Source organism: Paenibacillus periandrae, assembly GCF_022458865.1.
Classification (GTDB): domain Bacteria; phylum Bacillota; class Bacilli; order Paenibacillales; family NBRC-103111; genus Paenibacillus_S; species Paenibacillus_S periandrae.
The window spans coordinates 1-21915 of the sequence record NZ_JAJNMU010000040.1; the positions used below are offsets into that span (position 1 = coordinate 1).

At 46.9% G+C, this 21915-nt stretch carries 15 protein-coding genes and 1 other RNA gene; 1 reads left to right on the forward strand and 15 read right to left on the reverse strand.

Annotation, left to right across the window (positions count from 1 at the left end):
* From LRL21_RS40755 to LRL21_RS40770, 4 genes are all read right to left on the reverse strand, one after another.
* Positions 1-1864: beta strand repeat-containing protein (locus LRL21_RS40755; RefSeq protein ID WP_275901145.1), on the reverse strand; the 1864-nt coding region annotated here is incomplete at its 3' end.
* A 95-nt stretch (positions 1865-1959) separates the two neighbouring features.
* The gene (locus LRL21_RS40760) at positions 1960-2100 is read right to left on the reverse strand and encodes a hypothetical protein (RefSeq protein WP_240421516.1); all 141 of its coding nucleotides are present in this window, start codon (positions 2098-2100) and stop codon (positions 1960-1962) included.
* 247 nt (positions 2101-2347) lie between these two features.
* Complete coding sequence (locus LRL21_RS40765) at positions 2348-2623, reverse strand: response regulator transcription factor (RefSeq protein ID WP_240421517.1); 276 nt, start codon at positions 2621-2623, stop codon at positions 2348-2350.
* 194 nt (positions 2624-2817) lie between these two features.
* Positions 2818-7221, reverse strand: a complete 4404-nt coding sequence (locus tag LRL21_RS40770; protein WP_240421518.1) for a helix-turn-helix transcriptional regulator — start codon at positions 7219-7221, stop codon at positions 2818-2820.
* A gap of 153 nt (positions 7222-7374) precedes the next feature.
* Between LRL21_RS40770 and LRL21_RS40775 the strand changes: the two genes are divergently transcribed.
* Entirely contained in the window at positions 7375-7686 is a 312-nt protein-coding gene (locus tag LRL21_RS40775; RefSeq protein ID WP_240421519.1) for a hypothetical protein, read from the forward strand.
* Between the two features lie 58 nt (positions 7687-7744).
* On the opposite strand, the gene LRL21_RS40780 is transcribed toward LRL21_RS40775, so the two are convergent.
* The 11 genes from LRL21_RS40780 to LRL21_RS40830 all read right to left on the reverse strand — a co-directional run bounded on the left by LRL21_RS40780 (position 7745) and on the right by LRL21_RS40830 (position 21822).
* The gene (locus LRL21_RS40780) at positions 7745-8470 is read right to left on the reverse strand and encodes a Fic family protein (protein ID WP_240421520.1); all 726 of its coding nucleotides are present in this window, start codon (positions 8468-8470) and stop codon (positions 7745-7747) included.
* Positions 8471-8568: 98 nt separating this feature from the next.
* Positions 8569-8934, reverse strand: a transfer-messenger RNA (tmRNA) gene (ssrA, locus tag LRL21_RS40785).
* A 162-nt stretch (positions 8935-9096) separates the two neighbouring features.
* Entirely contained in the window at positions 9097-9576 is a 480-nt protein-coding gene (smpB, locus tag LRL21_RS40790) for an SsrA-binding protein SmpB (protein WP_076230538.1), read from the reverse strand.
* 109 nt (positions 9577-9685) lie between these two features.
* On the reverse strand, positions 9686-12631 hold the full coding sequence (rnr, locus tag LRL21_RS40795; protein ID WP_240421521.1) for a ribonuclease R: 2946 nt from the start codon (positions 12629-12631) through the stop codon (positions 9686-9688).
* A 226-nt stretch (positions 12632-12857) separates the two neighbouring features.
* Positions 12858-13097 carry a preprotein translocase subunit SecG gene (secG, locus tag LRL21_RS40800; protein ID WP_240421522.1) on the reverse strand — a complete coding sequence of 80 codons (240 nt, stop codon included), beginning with the start codon at positions 13095-13097 and terminating at the stop codon, positions 12858-12860.
* Between the two features lie 334 nt (positions 13098-13431).
* The gene (locus LRL21_RS40805) at positions 13432-15924 is read right to left on the reverse strand and encodes a heavy metal translocating P-type ATPase (protein ID WP_240421523.1); all 2493 of its coding nucleotides are present in this window, start codon (positions 15922-15924) and stop codon (positions 13432-13434) included.
* A gap of 259 nt (positions 15925-16183) precedes the next feature.
* On the reverse strand, positions 16184-16885 hold the full coding sequence (locus LRL21_RS40810; protein WP_240421524.1) for a M50 family metallopeptidase: 702 nt from the start codon (positions 16883-16885) through the stop codon (positions 16184-16186).
* A gap of 68 nt (positions 16886-16953) precedes the next feature.
* The gene (gene eno, locus LRL21_RS40815) at positions 16954-18246 is read right to left on the reverse strand and encodes a phosphopyruvate hydratase (protein WP_240421525.1); all 1293 of its coding nucleotides are present in this window, start codon (positions 18244-18246) and stop codon (positions 16954-16956) included.
* A gap of 89 nt (positions 18247-18335) precedes the next feature.
* The gene (gpmI, locus tag LRL21_RS40820; RefSeq protein WP_240421526.1) at positions 18336-19868 is read right to left on the reverse strand and encodes a 2,3-bisphosphoglycerate-independent phosphoglycerate mutase; all 1533 of its coding nucleotides are present in this window, start codon (positions 19866-19868) and stop codon (positions 18336-18338) included.
* A 1-nt stretch (position 19869) separates the two neighbouring features.
* On the reverse strand, positions 19870-20622 hold the full coding sequence (gene tpiA, locus LRL21_RS40825; protein ID WP_240421527.1) for a triose-phosphate isomerase: 753 nt from the start codon (positions 20620-20622) through the stop codon (positions 19870-19872).
* An 18-nt stretch (positions 20623-20640) separates the two neighbouring features.
* Positions 20641-21822, reverse strand: a complete 1182-nt coding sequence (locus LRL21_RS40830) for a phosphoglycerate kinase (protein WP_240421528.1) — start codon at positions 21820-21822, stop codon at positions 20641-20643.
* Positions 21823-21915: the final 93 nt, after the last annotated feature.

Below are 21915 nucleotides of genomic sequence, written 5' to 3' on the forward strand. Positions count from 1 at the left end.
CTAAGGTTGTTCCGTTGGGAATGTTCGTTATCGTTTCATTCGCTGTTCCGCCTGTGCTTACCGTTCCTATGGTAGAGGTCAACGTTGCAACAGTGCTTAATGCTGCATTCACCGTCACGGTATACGTAACCTTCGTTGTTCCATCTTGTGCGGTAACTATGACCTTCTTGCCTGTTGACAAAGTTGCAGCTACTGTCGTTCCATCTGCATCGTAAACTTGAAACGTTGCATTCGCTGATGGCGTGATCGCTGCCTTGAGCACTGCTAAGGTTGTTCCGTTGGGAATGTTCGTTATCGTTTCATTCGCTGTTCCGCCTGTACTTACCGTTCCTATGGTGGAGGTCAACGTTGCCGCAGAACTTGGCTTGATGTTTGCTAGAGAGACCGTTAATGTTTGACCTAATGACGCAGGCTGTTGTGCGGTTGCCTTCACTTGGACAGTAATTGTATTTGTCACAGATACGCTAATATTATCAACATAAGTACCAGCGATTGGAAGATAATCAGCTCCGTTAACCGAGTACTCCATCGCACTCGTCACACCGCTTAACTTCGTTGTTCCCTCGTTGGTCCCAGCTGCCAATGCCGCTGTTGTCGGCGCTGCTGCCGGCTTGATGTCCGCTAGAGCTACTGTCAGTGTTCGGTCACTTGATTTAGGTTGTTGCGCAGTTGCTGTTACACGAACCGAGATTGTATCTCCAGCATTTACACTAATATTATCAACATAAGTAGTACCTGTGACCGTATTGTAACTGCCACTATTCACCTTGTACTCCATCGCACTTGTTACACTATTCAACCTTGTTGTTCCTGCACTTGTTCCAACTGCCAATGCCGCAGTTGGAACGGCTGTCGGCGTGATATTCGATAGAGCCCATAATTGTGGGTATTGATCTAGTAGCATATACCAATCTAAGCTGAAATCCCAATTGACATAAGTGCTTTCCAGTTTCATTTCGGCAGTTGATTGACCAATTCCATTTGCTGGATTACCCGAAGGCTGACCTGTTGTGTCAATGTTGTAGAAGCTGTTAGTGATTGTTCCGTAATTATTAATATTATTACCAACCAAGCCGCCTACATAAATATTTCCATTGACTCTTCCCGTGGCGTAGCTGTTATTAATGGAGCCAAAAAAAATATTACCAGCTAAGCCACCTACAGAATTATTTCCATTCACACTTCCCGTGGCGTAGCTGTTACTAATGGAGCCCGAATAATTATTACCAACCAAGCCGCCTGCATAATAATCGGATCCATTCACATTTCCTGTGGCGTAGCTGTTACTAATGGAGCCAAATTCATTAACACCAACCAAGCCGCCTACATTTTGAGATCCACTCACACTTACTGTGGTGCTGTTGCCTGTAGTATAGCTGTTGCTGATTGTTCCTTGATTATCACCAACTAAGCCGCCTACATAATTTTGACCTTGTACACTAATATCTTCAAGCTTGATATTGGTTATAACACTATTCGAATCCGTTGCTCCGAAAAGCCCTATATAGTCACTGCTTGATCTATTAATCGTTAGATTCGTGATTTTATAACCCTTGCCGTTCATGTTTCCTGTAAACGGTGAAATATCATTACCTATCGGCACCCAGCCCTGAGCGTCTTTGTAGGGACTGACGTTCAAATCAATATCTGCTATCAGCTTGAACGAAGCGTCTAAATGATTCCTGACCTCATCGAGCTGAGCAGCAGTGGCAATCTGATAAGGATCACTTTGTGAACCCTGACCTCCTGCGAACCCTTCAGCATACGCTTTACCTCCTCCAGGCACCAATAACCCCGTCATACCACCTATCACCATCAACATCACTAGCATGACGGATATTCCTTTTTTTAACTTCATAAGCATTACAATTCCTCCTCTAAATCTTTGATTTCAGATCACTAGCGTTGCATAAAACTTATTTGATAAAATAAACAGAAAATTGCGAACAAACATTCGAATCAGCCGATGATCGACCGGGCTTGTAATGAATCCGTGCCATCCAATCCGATGCACATTCCCACAACAGCACCTTCAGCCATTGGCAAATCGTTCTCCTGCGTCCATTTCGCGCCGTCGTATGACCTCGTTATCGCATACATTGTGCCATTTACGACGAAACATCTGTCAGTTGTGGTGATGATGTCCCAGTTGGCGAGGCTACATGGGCCACGTTACCTGTACCCATGAAAGGAATGAACATCATAGCGAGTAGAAATACCAAGAATACACTTTTGGATCTGCTTGACCAAAACCTAAGTCGGGGTTTACATGGATTCATATACATTTACACCTATAAATTCATTAGTTTGATTATAATTGGCGATACAGCAATTCCGACTACCTTACCTAATCTAGTAACTTGCATGCCCTTGCCCATGCGATGGCTTGCGTACGCCTTTTACTTCCCAGCTTTTTATACAAATGAACAAGATGACTTTTTACAGTTGCTTCCGCGAGTCCGAAGTGATTGGCAATTTCCATATTCGATAAACCGTCCGCAAGCAGATGCAAAATTTCCATTTCACGGTTCGTCAAGGGTACCACCAGCGGCGGATCTTTGGCGTAGGAAGCATTCTCCGCATGAACGCGCGGTTCGTCAGGAAGCATACCTTGAGCATCCATAAGTTCTTCTCCTTCCTTGTGACAAGTCGTATGGCGATTCGGATCAAATCTTCCTTGCACTGGGACTCAGCATAGCTCGTTAACACGAAAAAAGCGTCAAACTAAAGTTGTAAATCCAGAAAAAAGTCGAAAAAGCCAACAATCTGGCGCCTCATGGCTCTGATTGTTGGCTTGTCGTACATCATCTATATAAATTAATCAATGAATTGCAGTTCTCTAGCTACTGCAATCGCTTGTCCTCGCCGCTTCACGCCGAGTTTTCCGTATAAGCGGAAAACGTGGCTTTTGACCGTAGCTTCTGTTATCCCAAAACGATAGGCGATTTCCTTATTGGATAAACCGTCTGATAATGCGTACAAAATTTCCGTTTCACGGCTCGTCAGTGGATCAACAAGCGACTGTGAAGCTTTTGTGGAAGCATCCACAGGACTGCGGCTCGAATCACTGGGTACGCTTATCTGCTTGCGGGAATCCTTGAGCGATTTCAGATAAACCATTCGAGTTATCATGAGATCCAGCACTTCCAGCCTTTCCTCCGTAAAAACACCAGGGATCAAGTTATTCTCCAAATAAAGGACAGACGGCTGCGATTTCTCCGGGAACAGAACAGGCATACACAGAACCGAATACGGCTGGTAGCGGCGGATGTAAGCATCTGCCGCGTAAGAGCTTTGGGAGGCATTGGCAAGCACGACGGGTTCGCCGCTGTTGACAACATAGCGAACGATAGCTTCTGCATACGAAGGAGCTTCTCGGGTATCCTCTTCACTTCCTGCTTGCGCTCCAATTAAGAAACCTTTCTCATGGCTGTTCAGCACATATCCCTTCTCTGCACCCAAATAACGAAGCACCGATTCAAGGAAGCGACTCATCACATCCTTGTTATCCGCCGTGCTCGACCAGCTCGAAATTTGCCGAATGAGCTCCTTTTCATCAACGGTAGAGGGCGTCATGTCCCGCACAAATTCACCTTGTCCTGTTTCTTCAGCGACCGCCACCCTGTTATCTTGCCGCCGGGTCATAAATAATTGGATTTCAGGGTATGTCTCTCTCAGCTTGCTTGCTTTGGCAGCAGCCCCCCATTTCGAATAAGTAGCACAGGCATCCGTCATGAGCGTATCCGCCATCGTAGTCATGCCCGCTTCTCTGAAGTAAATTGAAGCCCGTTCGCATGCGATCGCTTCCATCACCCCGTATCCTTCGCTTCGCGCTGCCCGAATCGCATCTTCGAAACCTTGCATGGCAGCCGCCCTGTTGCCGCAGGTTCGCTGCCATTCAGCCGCGATGAGCAGATAAGCGGAAGACCCCTGTCCGTAAAAACCAGTATCACGTGCCATTGAGCGTAATTGTTGATTAAGCAACTGTCGAATGCTTCTACATTCTTCAGGCAATGCCACGGCATGCAGCGCAGCCAGTGTTAACGACTTATATACCATCTGTTTGCTGATTTGCAGGGGCGCTTGCTGATAAGAGTAATTGCTGCCTAACTCCGCCCATTTTAGAGCTTCACGGTATTGTCCAGACAGATAGGCAATCTCGATTCTGCAGGTACAGGTATAGAAAGCCTGGTTGTTCTGTGTTTGGTTACGAGGCTTACCCTCCATTGGAACTGAAATCTCATCCATTTGGCTTGCTGATCCAGTCAGCTCCGTTATATATTGTCTCGCGATATGAAATAATTGTAACGTATCTTTATCCAAAAGCAGCTGTGAAACTTCTTCATAATAAGCAATACGTTCAGACAACGTGTGTAAATCACCAATATGCGTGGTAATATGCGTATGCATCGCATGACCAACGAAGGTCATTTCACCAGCTTCCAGTCCATAGCGTATCGATTCCCCAAAATGCTCCACCGCCTTTAGCGGATTCCGATACTGCTTGACGAGGCCCATATACAGGTGAAGATGGCATTGTAAAGCTCTGCTTTCAAAAGAAGCCGAAAAAAGATAAGCCGTCTCGGTATAAAAAGTCTCCGTAGGGCGGAACCCGACATTGTTACCTGGAAAATAGTCTCGGAGTTTTTTAACAAAAATGCTGCCGTATATGCAAAGAACCACCGTGAAAGCTTCATTATTTCCATGCTTCAAACCATAGCGAACAAACCTTGAAAGCAGTACCGCATACAGTTCCAAACTTAAGCTAAATACCGAAGCCGATATCGCCATGACCAGATCCGACAAAGCTTTATAACGGTCATCACGACTTAACGGTAAGTGCGGCAACTCCTTACGCATTCTATACAAGGCGATTCGCGTCATGACGACTTCCTTCACGATCGCTGCTTTGGAAGGCTTCATTGGCAGTTTCCAGCCGAATTCCGCCAGAGCCTGCCGTCCGATATCTACGGCTATCTGATTTCTTTTTAAATACGCATTCATGGCGATTCGAATCATGTAAATGCGGGAACGCTGGACCAAGTCGGCGGTAAGGGTCATCAACTGATCAAGCAGCTCATCCGCACGATTGATGCGACCACACATATATTCGCATTCAGGCAGCTCCAGCATGATCCGGTAGGCAAGTGAATCCGTTCTCTGCTCATCGTTCTGGGCTAGGCGCAAGCCCATTTCTAGAAAATGCTGCGCTGTCGCAAAAGCTGTAGTAGCTTTCGATTTCAATCCAACCTGAAGATTATATGCCGCCAGCTCTCTTTTCTCCGTCTCATCAGTCATCTCATGGCTACTCAGATTCAAGTGATAAACCAAATCAAATAGAGATTCATCCTTTTGGTCGAACCCTTGTCTACGCATCGCGCGTCCGATCTTCAGATGCAAAGCTGCTTGTTCCTGTTTGGGGACAGCTTGATAGGCGGCCTGCTGAACACGGTCATGTAAAAAAGCATAATAACCATTATCCGCTTCCGCCTGGTCATCCGTGTCATTCTCCCGACAAATTAAAGCTTCTTCCTCGGCTGAATCTAAAAGTTTGCGTGTATAGGGCAACGTGTAGTCACTTACTAGAGCAATCGTCGCAAGGCGGAATCGGTGCCCGATGGCTGCCGCTATCGTCAGCAGTTCAATCGTTTCATTCGGCAGCATACGAATTCGACTCCCAATTAAATGAAGGATGTCCGGATCTTCGGGTATTTGTGCAACTGTATCTGCATCCCATGTCCAAATGGCTTGTTCCTTATCAAAATACAGCCTTTTTTCGCGATACAGACTGTCCAGAAGACGGTGTAAGTAAAGCGGATTACCACCTGTTCTATGGTAAATTGACTCCGCAAGCAATCGGATACGAGCCGTATTTTCGTTCAGAATTTGCGAGACAAATTGTCTCACATCGATATAAGACAAAGGCCCGAGCGCAATATGTTGCACCTGTAGAGGGGTTTCTGCCTTGTGTAGGGATAGCTCCTGTTCGATCCATTGAGCAGCCGCAACTAGGGTCTCTCCACTCTCCGTCCAGCCTGGTGTCGGTTCCTCTCGGAAAGCGCCTATCACTAACAAACCATGGAGGTTTCGGTCATGCGTAACCGTCCGGAGGACATCCAGCGTAGCTGGATCAGCCCATTGGAGATCGTCCAAAAACATCACGAGTGGATAGTCCTTGCTGGAAAAACTTTTTATGAAAATAGGCAGTAGTCGTTGAAAACGAATCGCTGCTTCGGCTGGAGATATGGGTTCCACCGCAGGAAAATCGCCGAGAAGCGATGCAGCTTCCGGTAGAAGCTGTGCAATAACGCCTGCTCCCGTGCTTAAAGATTCCGCTAATCGGACCTTCAGCTTCGTTACTTTTTCGGGCGATGCACTCCAGATTTGCCGAATCAATCTTCGCAGAGCTTGAAGGATCGGTTCAAAAGGAATATCCCGATTCATGAGATCGCATTTGCCTGAAATGAACCGACCTCCAGCCCTTATAACCGATGGCTGAAGCTCTCGGATTAATGCGGTTTTACCGCTGCCTGCCTTCCCGCTAATGAATACGAACGCTGATGCACCAGTACGAGTCTGTTCGAAAGCTTCGTGCAGCTTTTCTGCTTCTGCTTCACGGCCGAAGAGAGTCCGCGGAAGCCGAAATTGACTAGCCTCATCTGCACGAGCAATCTCGAAAGGGACGATCTCTCCCCTTTGCTCCAAAGACAAAGCGCAGCATTTTAAATCGGTCAATAAACCATAAGAGCTCTGATAGCGCTCCTCAGGTGACTTCGATAACAGCTTCATAATGATATCTTCAAATGGACCTGCCATCTCTGGACGCAGCTCGCGCAGAGGATTGGGCATCACTGCAAGATGGGCGTGTACCCACTCTTCCTTACTCTGTGCTTGAAAAGGCAACCGCCCTGCCAGCATCTCGTAAAACATTATACCTAACGCATACAAATCGCTGCGCTCATCAGGCGTACGATTCATCCTGCCTGCTTGTTCGGGAGATAGATAAGCGTAATCCAGCTCGCGACTTTCTGCGAGAACAGCTAGATTCAGATCCTCCTGGATTCGGACACAGGATGGATTCAAATCGCCAATGATCGCATTGCCCTGATGAACCGTTTGAACCAACTTCGCCAGAGCTATAGCAATATGTAAAAAAGAAGAAACTTCCATTGGAGTTAACTTCAAAATTTCCTCTAGTTTGAACCCATCTGTACGTGACATGTTATCCGATCCTCCATTTGATCTTTTGAATCCCATTCTCTTCTAGTAAACTTAGTACCGTTTCTTATTCTAGCATTATTTGATATGACAGACATAACGTTTCCAATATAAAAAACTCAAGCATTAAGCACTCCTCATACACCATTAGCTTGCATGTTCACGGCTTACAACAACTTCATGTTCCACTTCGAATTGGAGGCTCAAAAGCTGCATTTCGAACAGAAGCTCCTCGCAGTTAAGGACATAACAGAAAAAGCAGCCATCACAGAGGATACTCTGCGACAACTGCTTTCTCAGTTCAGGGACCACATTGCAAAGCGAGACATTCCTGAGATCAAGAAGTTCATCGCCAGCTATGTGGAAAAGGTAATCGTCTACGAAAAGCATTTAGAAGTTATCTTTAAGCTCCCTGTTGTGGATTTAGCATATGGAGACGAGGGGAGTCGAACCCCTGTCCGAAGATAACGCCACATAAGATTCTTCGGGTGTAGTCACAGCTTCGATGTCACCCTAGAAGCGCCCTTTATACTAACTTCAAATACAGATCAAAGGTTCTGCCCAGAGTCCTTGCAACCAAAGATAGAAACGGTTCGTTATCGCCAGTAGTATGAGCCAAATCCAGCGCGGCATAATACTCAGCCCGATCTTCTTTCTCAATAACAATTGGCGGGTAGCCATTTTTCATTAACTCAAAGTTAAGCAGCAACCGCGCTGTCCTACCGTTACCATCAATGAAAGGATGAATTTTAACGAACTCAACATGAAGCAGGGCGGAACGTTCCAAAGCATGCTTACTTGTTTGCCACTCCCCATAAACATTAATTAGTTGTTCCATCTGATCCTGAACTTGGACAAAATCAGGTGGGATATGGGTTGCGCCGCTAATAATTACATTCTCTTTTCTATACACTCCTGCATGTTCGTCGTCTATGCTTTTGAGGATCAGTCGATGTATATTCTTGATTTGCCACTCGGATAGTGGTTCTTGGCGACCCACAATCTCCTCGACATACAAGATCGCTTCTTTATGATTAATTACTTCTAGGTGTTCCTTAATGGTCTTACCGCCAATCGTAATCCCCTCAAGAGCAACCTTTGTCTCGGACAAGGTCAAAGTATTGCCTTCAATAGCGTTGGAGTGATAGGTCCAATTAACGATTAAGTGCTCGCGAATACTGCGCAAAGTATGTATGGGCAATGGTCTCTTCTCATCCAGAAGTTGCTTTTTTCCATCAATTTCAGTGAACATTATAGGTATCCCTCCAATCAAGTAGGATTAATCTTCATTATACACAGAAAGATCTATAAAGAGAAAGAGCACCCTCTGGGTGCTCCTCACATTTGTACTTATGGAGACGAGGGGAGTCGAACCCCTGTCCGAAGATAACGGCACACAAGCTTCTACGGGTGTAGCTACAGTTTTGATGTCACCTTAGAAGCGCCCCGTAACCGGCTCTCCTTCAGGTCAGCCTGATTGTCTTCTTCCGATTGACCCCAGGCGGAGACCAAGCGGCGTATCCCACTTAAGGTTGAGCCCCTATCCTAACACATGGGTGATGCGAGGTAGAAGCACGCACACAGTTTCTTAGGCTGCGAAAGCGTAGTTTTGTTGTTGTTTGCCGTTTAATAGGCTTTAGCGTTGATAAAGCGGACGCGTCCCCACTACCCGCTACTCATGCTCGAACTATCCCCGTCGAATCCAAGAACGTCCCCGCATAAGTGTACTTCCATTTAGAAAGCCACAAAGATGAATCACATCACTGAAGATGCTTACTTAGTATAACACAATTTCAAACAAAAAGCAGTCCGTCTTTCTGGAAGCACAGAGATATGCTGCCACACTGTTTTTATAGTATTCCGTTCAAACAAACATTACTAACGAGCAACCTTCTGCTTCTCGCGGAGCACTCTTTGAATATCACGTTGTGCATCGCGTTTTGCAGCCGTATCCCGTTTGTCATATTGCTTTTTACCTTTACCCAAACCAATGAGCAGCTTGGCAAAACCGTTGCGCACATATATTTTCAAAGGTACGAGCGCATAACCGTCCTGCTTAGCCAACCCGAACAGCTTACGAATTTCCACCTTTTTGAGCAGCAGCTTCCGTGCTCTTGTCGGGTCCGAGGGATTATGACGATTCCCCTGCTCGAACGGACTGATATGAATGTTGTGAATGAAAGCTTCGCCATTACGAATGGTAGCAAAAGCATCCCCGATATTGGCCCGGCCAAGACGAAGTGATTTGATCTCCGTTCCGGTCAAAACAATACCGCATTCATAGGTGTCCTCAATAAAATAGTCGTGGGAAGCCTTTTTGTTTTGTGCAAGCACCTTGCCATCCGCTCTATTCCCCATCGCAAATCTCCACTCCTTCCCACATTGCACCTTCAATAAAAACGAAGCCCTTAAAAAGGGATTGGAATTCATTTTACCAAACTCCAATCCCCAGAAGCAAGCGAACAAGCTACTTTTTGGTTTGCTTTCTCCGTTTGCGCGGCTGCCCGCCTCCATCGCCCTTTGCAGCGGCATCCAACGCACGAGCCTTTGCAGCATCTACACCAGTACCTTTGCCAACGGCAACCGTACTACCTTTACTCGCGCGCTTTCTGCTGCCCGCTTCACCTGAGCCACCAATATCGGCTCCGGGTAAGCCTTTGCTGCTGCGCCCACTCTCTCCAGCTGGTCCCTCACCGCTCAATGAGATGCCATTAATGCCCTTGCTGCCGCGCTTTCTGCCGCTCGCTGCACTTGTGCCACCTAACGTCACACCAAGTGACCCCTTGCCGCTGCGTTTACCAAAGGCTACACTTTCCAAGCCTGCAGCTGCGCCAGATTTGCCCTTACTTTTGCGTTTTCTACTGCTTCGATCTCCAGCTAATCCCGCCAGCGCCTTGGCTCCTCGCTTGCTGCTGCTCCACCCATCGTTTGTTATGCCTTCATCACCAACACTCGCACCGTCCTGGACACCTGATCTTCTCAGGCTCGCTGAGCTTGTCGCACCTTCACTTGCAGCCCTCGCATCCACTGCATTCGCACGAGCACTGCTAAAGCTGCTATCCGCCTTCGCCTTACCTTTACCGCTGCCCTTGCCGCTGCCACTCGCTACAGCACCGCCTTTGCCCCGCTTGCCGCCGCGAGCGCCCTTAGCTGCTCCCGCACCACCGCGTCCGCCTGCTCCACTGCCTGCTCCACTGCCTGCTTCGCCACGACGGCCTCCACGCTTATCCCCGCGTCGAACCGCCTTCAATGCGTCGATCAAGCCGATTTTCTTCTGACGCGGCTGCATATCCACCATCTCGAAGTCGATCGTATGCTCCTCTGTACTTACACGTGCAACCCTTACCTTAACCTCATCACCAAGACGGTATACCTTGGAGGTTCGCTCCCCTATTAAAGCCAGCTGCGCTTCATGATAATGATAATAATCATCATGCATATCGCTCAAGCGGATAAGACCCTCTACTGTGTTATCCAGCTCCACAAAGATACCGAAGCTCGTTACACTGCTGATCATTCCCTCGAATTCCTCGCCAACCTTATCCATCATGAATTCGGCTTTCTTCAATGCCTCAGTCTCACGCTCCGCATCTACAGCGACACGCTCACGCTCAGAGGATTGCTTCGCAATATCCTCCATCCGGCTCGACAAATATTCATGCCGTTTTGCCTGCATATCCCCTTGCTCCAAAACCTCGCGAATAACTCGGTGGATAATGAGATCCGGGTAACGCCTGATCGGGGAGGTGAAATGGGAATAAAATTCCGCTGCCAGACCAAAATGTCCTGTGCTCATGGCATCATATTTGGCCTGCTTCATCGAACGCAGCATAACCGTGCTGATAACCCGCTCTTCTTTGGTGCCTTTAATCTCATTAAGCAGCGATTGCAGAGCCTGAGGATGTACCGTATTGCCTCTACCGCGCACCGCATAGCCGAAATTGGTAATAAATTCCATAAAATGCTGCAGCTTCTCATTATCCGGGTCTTCATGAATCCGGTATAGGAAAGGTACCTTCAACCAATGAAAGTGCTCGGCAACCGTCTCATTCGCCGCAAGCATAAATTCCTCGATAATTTGCTCGGCAACCGAGCGTTCTCTTTTTACAATATCTGTAGGCTTACCACTCGCATCGACCAGAATCTTCGACTCTTCGAAATCAAAATCGATCGCACCGCGCTTCATCCGACGATTGCGCAGCTTGCCGGCCAACTCCTGCATCAAACGAAAATCATCCATCAAATACGCGTAACGCTCAAGCAGCTCAGCCTCCGGCTCGTCAGACAGCAGCTTGCGCACATTCGTATACGTCATCCGCTCACTCGTCTTGATTACACTGGTAAACACATCATGGCGTACTACCTTCGCATGCTCATCAAATTCCATTTCACAGGACATCGTCAGCCTGTCCACCTGTGGATTCAATGAACAAATCCCGTTCGACAGCCGATGAGGCAGCATCGGAATGACACGATCCACCAAGTACACACTACAGCCCCGATTATAGGCTTCCCGATCCAGCGGAGAGCCTTCACGCACATAATAGCTAACATCTGCAATATGCACACCTAATACGTAATTCCCGTTATCCAGCCGCTCCACATTAACCGCATCATCCAGATCCTTGGCATCCTCGCCGTCAATCGTAACAATACGTTTGCCGCGCAAATCACGTCGTCCGACCAGATCAGACTCGGCAATCACCTCAGGAACCGACGTCGCTTCCTCCAATACCTCATCTGGGAACGATTCCGGCAGACGATGCTTGCGAATAATCGAAATTATATCGACACCCGGATCATTTTTGTGTCCGAGAATTTCGATCACTTCACCCTCCGCAGCCGCACGACCTTCGGGGTACGATAAAATGTTAACAACTACCTTATGCCCATCCATCGCTCCATGGAAAGCTTCCTTAGGGATAAAAATATCTCGCCCTATCCGCTTATCATCCGGCAGCACAAAAGCATATCCCTCATTCATCTGAAACAACCCGACGATCTGCGTGTTGGCCCGTGTAACCACCTTGGCTACCTCACCCTCCAGCTTTCCACCGGCCGCTCCTCTAGTTGTAATACGAACCAGAATGGTATCTCCATTCATTGCACCGCCCATATCGTTTGCATGAATGTAGACATCCGGGTGATCACGATCCTCAGGAATAAGGAATCCAAACCCTTTGGCATGCGCCTGCAATCTACCTCGCAATAAATTCATCCGTTCCGGTATTCCATAACGCTCCGTTCGGGATCTTACGATATGACCCTCATTTTCCAATTCATTCAACAGCTTGAGAAAGCTTTTAAAATCCTGCGCACTCGTAATCTGGAACTGCTTTTCCAGCTCCTGATATGTCATCGGCTTATAATCCGTATCATGCATATAATCCAATATTTGTTCACGTTGTATCAAGCTTCATCAACCTCCTTCTTTTCTATATGTAAACTATAAATAGTCCTTCTTCTTAGTTTTACCCAATTTTCAATTATGAATCATGGCAACCCATGCCGGGCACTACAGTTTACGTAAATGAACAGCAACCGGTAACGGCGGTTTGGAATCATTCTTACTTGGCAGTGGCCCGATTTCCAACAAAAAAACAGCAGGAGTAAAGGTCCCCTGCTGTGTTGCTTATTATTTAAATATGCTTAACGAAATAAGCTACAATCACCGATAGAATGAAAAACGTTGCAGCCAAGCCCATAGTTAAACGAGATAAAAAGAGCTCCATGCCACGAGCCTTTTGTTTACCAAATAAATGCTCTGCACCTCCGGAGATGGCACCGGATAAACCCGCGCTTTTCCCTTGCTGTAGCAATACCGCAGCGATCAAACCCAAGGATGCAATGACCAATATTATTTTCAAAGCAATTTCCATATTCCCACCTCGATCCTAAATTACACAGTACTATTATAATAACATAGCCTTGTCCAGCTGGCAAACCTAATCTCCTTCGAAGCGCCTAAACAAATGCAGCCCGCATATGTAACCGCATTGAGCATTATCTGATGGTTTGTATGTTCTGTTCTCTTCTATATATTAATATCCAAGCTGGCTTAAATAGATAACATTAAACCTTTAACATTAAAACGTATTTCCATATCAAAAATCAGTACACATACAAACCGACGCCGCGGAACTCTAAATCCGATATCCATACACAATAAAACAAGCCAACCAAACATCATGTCTGGTCAGCTTGGTGCTTGTTTTATTTCAATTTCAGTACACGCATCGCATTTAAAACTGCAATCAGGGTTACACCCACATCCGAGAAAACAGCTTCCCACATCGTCGCGATTCCGAAAGCGCCAAGTAAAAGGAATACACCTTTGACGGCTAAAGCAAAAATGATATTTTGCCAAACAATGCGTCGAGTACGCTTCGCGATATCGATTGCAGCGGCTATTTTTGAAGGTTCATCCGTCATAATTACAATGTCTGCTGCTTCTATCGCTGCGTCCGAACCTAAGCCGCCCATCGCGATTCCCACATCGGCACGAGCCAGCACCGGCGTATCGTTGATCCCATCTCCCACAAAAATGATTTTTTCTTTTTTTGTTTTCAGCTTATCTAATTGTTCGATTTCTTCCACCTTGTTTTGTGGGAGCAGCTCCGCATGGACCTCATCAATAGCCAGCTTACGGCCTACAGCATCCGCAACAGCCTTGGCGTCCCCCGTCAGCATGATCGTCTTTTTGACCCCAAGACCTTTTAATAAACGAATCGCCTCGGCTGAATCTTCTTTGACTTCATCAGCTATGACAATGTATCCAAGATATTGTTTCTCAACGGCAATATGAACAATCGTTCCCACTTCTTCAGGTGACAAAATAGTAATCTGTTCCTTGCTCATCAGCTTGGCATTCCCAGCAAGAACTTCTTTTCCCTGAATCATGACCTGAATCCCGTGTCCGGAAATTTCATTATAGCCTTGAATATCCGCTTGGTTGATCTCTTTTCCAAAGGCGGCTCGGATCGATTCAGCGATCGGATGCGTGGAATGCGCCTCCGCATACGCGGCAACCTGCAATAGCTCATCCTTGGATGTGCCGCCTACCGCTTTGATTTCCGTTACTTTAAAGGCTCCCTTGGTCAAGGTACCCGTTTTATCGAACACCACATATTTCACATCATTTAAAGCTTCCAGGTAATTACTTCCTTTAATCAGAATACCTGATTTGGATGCCGCGCCGATTCCACCAAAGAATCCAAGGGGAATCGAAACGACCAAGGCACACGGACAAGAAATAACAAGGAATATTAAAGCACGATAAATCCAATCCGAGAAGGTTGCACCACTTATGATCAAAGGCGGCACCACGGCTAATAGTAAAGCTATAATGACGACGACAGGTGTATAATAACGCGCGAATTTAGTAATAAACTTTTCGGTTGGTGCTTTTTTGCTGCTCGCATTTTGCACCAACTCCAAAATCTTTGAAACGGTTGATTCTCCGAAGCTTTTCGTAACCTCCACGGTTAATACGCCATTTTTGTTAATAAATCCGCTTAATACATCATGACCGGCCTCAACCTCCCGCGGCACCGATTCCCCAGTCAGAGCTGACGTATCCACCATGGAGCTGCCTTCTAGAACTTTACCGTCCAAAGGCACCTTTTCGCCGGGTTTTACAACAATATAATCGCCAATATTTATTTCTTCCGGAGAGACCCGCTTCGTATCGATGCCGATTTTAAGATTGGCATAATCCGGGCGTATGTCCATCAGCGAGCTAATCGATTTACGTGAGCGATTGACTGCGATACCCTGGAACAATTCTCCGACCTGATAAAATAACATAACCGCAACACCTTCGGGATACTGGTTAACAGCAAAAGCTCCAATCGTTGCAATGGCCATTAAAAAGTTTTCGTCAAATACTTGGCCGCGCACCACATTTTTGGCAGCCTGCAGGACAATGTCCCCACCGACAATCACATAGGCCAGGAGAAATATCCCAAGCTCCCATATTCCTGAAACTGGCGCAAACATCCCAATCGCGGATAAAATGACACCGATCCCTAAACGAATCGACATTTTTTTGGCACTGCCGCTGCCATGATCATGGGTGTGACCTTCTTCACCATGATCGTGTGCATGATCTTCTAATCCATGTGCGTGAACGTGTCCCTCGGGTCCATGATCATGAGAATGCCCCTCAGATCCATGTGCATGAGAGTGACCATCAGATCCATGGCTATGTGTATGACTATCTGTTCCATGGTCGTGAGAATGTCTCTCTGCTTCATGGTCGTGAGAATGTCTCTCTGCTTCATGGTCGTGAGAATGTCTCTCTGCTTCATGGTCGTGAGAATGTCTCTCTGCTTCATGGTCGTGAGAATGTCTCTCTGCTTCATGGTCATGAGTATGTGTCTTTGAATTCATACTGTTAGCTTGACCTGCAGCACCATGGTCATGACGCGCTGATTGTCTCGAAAAGCTTCCTGTTGAGGTTGCTTTTACTTTCTCCATCACTTGAATGTGAGGCTCTAACCTATTCACCTTTTTCTTCGCCTCTGCTATTATCGCTTCATCCTGACCTTTTTCAGTTTCCACAGTTAATGTCTTGGTAACAAAATTAACGGAGCACGAGGAAACACCTGGTATTTTCTGTACACCATTCTCAATTTTCATAGCACAGTTGGCACAATCCAAACCCTCTAATATCAGCTCACGCTTCACATGTTCTTTGGTTTCCATTATGATCAGTCCTCTTTTCAACAATCATATGAGCATATATTCATATATTAGTGTATAAGTCATTATATTCACTCTATCACTCGAATGTCAATCCCTTTTCACGTCGTTTTATTATGCGGAGTTATATCGATAATTAAATCATTTTGCTCCTTGCAGGCTCTTATTGTACTCAATAATTACGTTTCAAAAAATGTGAAAGCAAAAAGGACTGCCTAACGGCAGCCCTTAGCTCATTTTTAAATTCTAACGAATTCCAGACCTACTTATAGGACTCATAAGCCGGAGGCACAGCCTTAGGCCTCCTCCGATTCAAAAACGCCCCTATAGCGCTCTTGGCGCACCATAGCGAGAACAGTGTAAACAAGATTGCCCATACGATCGTCGGAATCCAGGTGAGCTTTGCCAAATTGGCTGCATCCCCTGCCGCCGCCGGATTATTGACCGCATAGATGATCAACGTAATCGGCCCCATTACGGACTCCTCCAGCGTCAGGAATGCCAACAGCAAATAATAGCCGTCCCGCAGCCACCGCGGTACTACGAATAACATCACAACATTGAGTGCAATAAACCCAATTGACCATATCATACCATATCCATTACGGACAAAGAGTATTAAGGAAATGAGGGCCAGCAGTGTCATAATTTGAAGTCCGAGCTGCTGCTTGCCATAAGACTGCAATTTGAACAATACAACAGCAAATATGGACGCAGCTGTATACCCGGCCAACGCGATCGGCAGCAAGCTCCAGCTATTGGTGACAGAGGAGTACGTTACCCCGCTGTGGTCAGCATTCAACTCGATAAACATCACCCGGCCCGACAGCGCCAAAGTGACAACAGCATGGCCGAACTCATGGATCATTGTATCCAGACTGCGAAAATACGAAGAAAAGGGAATCCACCGTGTAAGCAAGGCAGACCCTATAAGAAAACATACAGTCTTTAACCAGTTGCTCATCGTGGATTCCCCCTGAGAAGCTGCATATGTACAGCGCGTAACACTATTCATATGCAGCTATTATTTAATTATTTAAAGTTTTTAAGGTTGTAGAATGCTTTTTTACCAGCGTAAATAGCAGTGTCACGCAATTGATCTTCGATGCGAAGCAATTGGTTGTACTTAGCAACACGGTCTGTACGTGATGGTGCACCCGTTTTAATTTGGCCTGCATTGGTAGCAACCGCAATATCAGCGATAGTGCTATCTTCGCTTTCACCTGAACGGTGAGAGATAACAGCTGTGTAACCAGCGCGTTTAGCCATTTCAATCGCATCAAACGTTTCAGTCAAAGTACCGATTTGGTTAACCTTAACCAGGATCGAGTTACCGATATTTTCGTCGATACCTCTGCCCAAACGTTCTGTGTTAGTTACGAACAAATCGTCACCAACCAATTGAATTTTGCTGCCAAGCTTCTCAGTCAACAGCTTCCAGCCTTCCCAATCATCCTCGGAGCAGCCATCTTCAATAGTGATGATTGGATATCTGTCAGCCCAATCAGCCAGGAAGTCTACGAACTCAGCGGAAGTATAGGATTTGCCTTCGCCTTCCAGATGGTATTTACCGTCTTTGTAGAACTCAGTGGAGGCAACATCCATACCCAGGAATACGTCAACACCTGGTTTGTAGCCAGCAAGCTCAATTGCCGTCAAGATGGTAGTGATCGCCTCTTCGTTGGAAGCAAAGTTAGGAGCAAAGCCGCCTTCGTCGCCAACTGCAGTGTTCAAGCCTTTTTCTTTCAGAACTGTTTTCAAAGCATGGAAAATTTCCGCGCCTGTACGCAACGCTTCCTTGAAGGAAGGAGCGCCAACCGGGATCACCATGAACTCTTGAACATCAACATTATTGTCAGCATGAGCGCCACCGTTGATGATGTTCATCATCGGAACCGGAAGCTGCTTTGCGTTAAATCCACCTAAGTATACGTACAAAGGAATATCCAGAGCATCGGAGCTTGCACGAGCAACTGCCATAGAAACGGCAAGAATAGCGTTAGCGCCCAATTTGGCTTTATTCGGTGTACCGTCAAGCTCGATCATTTTTTGGTCGATACCGACTTGATCCAAAGCGTCCATACCGATCAGCTCAGGAGCGATGATATCATTAACATTGTCAACCGCTTTGATAACGCCTTTACCCAGGTAACGGGATTTGTCTCCATCACGAAGCTCAACCGCTTCATAAGCACCAGTCGAAGCACCGGATGGAACGATAGCGCGGCCTCTTGCGCCGGACTCCAAATATACTTCTACTTCTACAGTCGGGTTACCGCGGGAATCCAATACTTCACGTGCATACACATTACTAATCGTTGTCATAACTACGAAACACTCCCTCAATATTTTATTTTAGGGATGAATATCCCCTTTTAAGTCAAGGCTCTGCATGAACGCTTTAGCTCTCAAACTTAAATTAATGTCGTACCCGTCATTTCAACCGGCTTTTTTACATCGAGCAGACTGAGAATCGTTGGGGCAATATCTGCCAATATGCCATCGTTTCTTAGTGTAACATGTTTGGACGTCACAATAAAAGGCACCGGATTCGTTGTATGCGCCGTATTACGGGTTCCATCTTCATTCGTAACCAGATCCGCGTTTCCATGGTCAGCTGTAATCAACGCAACACCGCCTTTGGCAAGCACTGCTTCCACAACTCGCCCCATGCAGGTATCGGTAGCTTCAACTGCCTTGATCGTCGGCTCCAGCAAACCGGAATGCCCAACCATATCGGGATTGGCAAAGTTCATGATGATCACATCCTGACGCTCCGCTTCAATCTCCTTAACCGCTGCTTCTGCAAGCTCATACGCGCTCATTTCCGGCTGCAGATCATAAGTAGCTACTTTGGGCGAATTGATTAGAATCCGAGTTTCCCCAGGCAGCTCATGATCACGCCCGCCGCTGAAAAAGAAAGTTACATGAGGGTACTTCTCGGTCTCGGCAATGCGCAGCTGAGTCAGGTTATTTTGAACCAGAACCTCACCAAGTGTGTTGTCGAGGTTCTTGGGACTATACGCAACATAGCCGCCAACCGTTTCACTAAAAAGTGTCAAGCATACAAAATACAGATCATGCGGCCACTTATCTCCGCGGTCGAAGCTTTGAAAATCTGTATTCGTAAACACATTCGATAATTGAATCGCACGATCCGGGCGGAAGTTGAAGAAGATTACGGAATCCTCGGATTCAACCAAGCCCACAGGCTGGCCATCGGCTTTGACGATAACCGTCGGCTCCACAAATTCATCAAATACGGATGACGTGTAAGAGTCAATAATCGCCTGCAGCGGATCCGTATTGTGCGGACCCTCGCCATAAACCATAGCACGATACGACTTCTCTACACGATCCCAGCGCTTGTCGCGGTCCATAGCATAATAGCGGCCTTGAACGGTTGCAATTTTGCCTACACCGACCTCTGTAATTTTGGCCAGCAATTGCTCCATATACATCTTTGCACTATCTGGAGCGACGTCGCGGCCATCGAGGAATGCGTGAATGTAAACATCCTCGAACTGCTGCTTTTTGCAAGCCTCCAGTAAAGCGAACAGGTGAGCGATATGGCTGTGAACGCCGCCATCTGACAATAATCCGTATAGGTGCAGCTTCTTGCCGTTCTGCTTGGCATGGTTGATTGCACCCAAAATTGTTTCGTTATCAAAAAAATCTCCATCGCGAATCGATTTCGAGATCCGAGTCAAATCCTGGTATACGATACGCCCCGCTCCGATGTTCAAATGACCCACCTCGGAGTTGCCCATTTGTCCTTCGGGAAGGCCAACCGCTTCGCCGCAAGCCGTTAAGGTCGTGTGCGGATATTCAGCCATGTACCGGTCATAGTTCGGTTTATTTGCTTGTGCAACTGCGTTGCCCATGACTTCACCGCGCAGGCCGAAGCCATCCATGATAATTAAAGCTACCGGTTTAGGTCTGGACATCTTACTTAGCCCCCTGAACAAGCTGCGTATATGATGCAGGCTCCAGGCTCGCTCCGCCTACCAAAGCTCCATCGATATCCGCTTCCTGCATATATTCGCCGATATTGTTCGGCTTCACGCTGCCGCCGTATTGAATACGAACCGCGTCCGCTACGGATTGGCTGTACAAGCCGGCAACCAGCTCACGGATGTAGCTGATGACTTCATTGGCATCTGCCGCTGTCGACGATTTACCTGTGCCAATAGCCCAGATCGGCTCATACGCTACGACTACTTGAGCCGCCTGCTCCGCGCTAATTCCGGCAAAAGCAGCTTCCGTTTGTACCTTGCATACGGACTTGGTATCGCCTGCTTCACGCTCTTCCAGCTTTTCGCCTACGCAAACAATCGGAGTTAAGCCATGCTTAAAAGCTGCATGTACTTTTTTATTAACGGTTTCGTCCGTCTCAGCAAAGTAAGCACGGCGCTCGGAATGACCGATAATGACGTAGTCCACGCGCAGATCCTTCAGCATCACACCGCTGATTTCACCTGTGTAAGCTCCGTTATCTTCCCAGTGCAGGTTTTGTGCACCGATCTTCAAGGTTGTACCTTTAACCGCTTCTACAAGCGCAGGCAAGCTGATATAAGGTGCGCAGATTACGCTGTCAACACCGTCAACCTCTGCCTGTCCTTTAATTTCATTAATGAAAGAAGCTGCTTCACTTACGGTTTTAAACATTTTCCAGTTACCTGCAATGATTGGTTTACGCATATGTGTCACTCCCTGTATTTATTTATCGTTTAATGCGACAACGCCCGGTAGAGCCTTGCCTTCCATAAATTCAAGAGAAGCGCCGCCGCCAGTGGAAATATGGTCCATTTGGTCGGCCAGATGGAATTTCTCAACCGCTGCTGCGGAATCGCCTCCGCCAATGACTGTATAAGCCTCAGTAGTCGCGCATGCTTGTGCAACAGCACGTGTACCATGGGAGAAAGGCTCGATTTCAAACACGCCCATCGGTCCGTTCCAAACGACCAGCTTGGACTCAGCAATCGTTTTGGCATAGATCTCACGTGTCTTGGGACCGATATCAATGCCTTCCCAATCAGCAGGAATTTCGTTGATAGCAACTGCACGGGTATTAGCCTTTGCACTAAAATCGTCAGCCACAATAATGTCAACTGGAATCAGGAAGTTCACGCCTTTTTCCTTTGCTGTTTCAAGGAAGCTGAGTGCAAGCTCCAGCTTGCTGTTGTCTACCAAGGATTTACCGATTTCGTGACCTTGGGCTTTTAAGAAGGTATAGGACAAGCCGCCGCCTATGATGATATTGTCAGCAATGTTCAGCAGGTTGGTAATCACATTGATTTTATCTTTAACCTTGGAGCCACCCACAATCGCCGTGAACGGACGCTCTGGATTGTGCAGGGCTTTTCCCAATACATCCAGTTCCTTCTCCATCAATAGGCCGGAAACTGCCGGCAAATGGTGAGCGATGCCTTCAGTCGAAGCATGTGCACGGTGAGCCGCGCCAAACGCATCATTGACATACAAATCTGCCAATCCTGCAAAAGACTTTGCCAGCTCTGCATCATTGGCTTCTTCACCTGGATAAAAACGTACATTTTCGAGCAGCAGAACATCACCGTCTTTCAGTGCAGCGACTTGTGCCTGAACTGCTTCGCCAATGGCCTCATCCGCTTTGACAACCGACTTGCCCAACAGCTCGGACAAACGTGCTGCAACGGGTGTCAAACGCAGCTCTTCAACTACCGCTCCATTCGGGCGGCCCAAATGACTTGCCAAAATAACTTTAGCGCCTCTTTCAATTAAATATTGAATCGTCGGAAGTGTTTCACGAATCCGTGTATCATCAGTAATGGCGCCGTTCTCCAAAGGTACATTGAAATCCACCCGCACAAACACTTTTTTGCCGCTTACTTCTACGTTACGCACGCTTTGCTTATTCATCCAGGAACGCCTCCTTGTGAGTATCTATTTATCTGCATACAAAAATTGTGGGTATGACTTTTGTGAAAAGCATCCTGCGGTAACCACAATGAG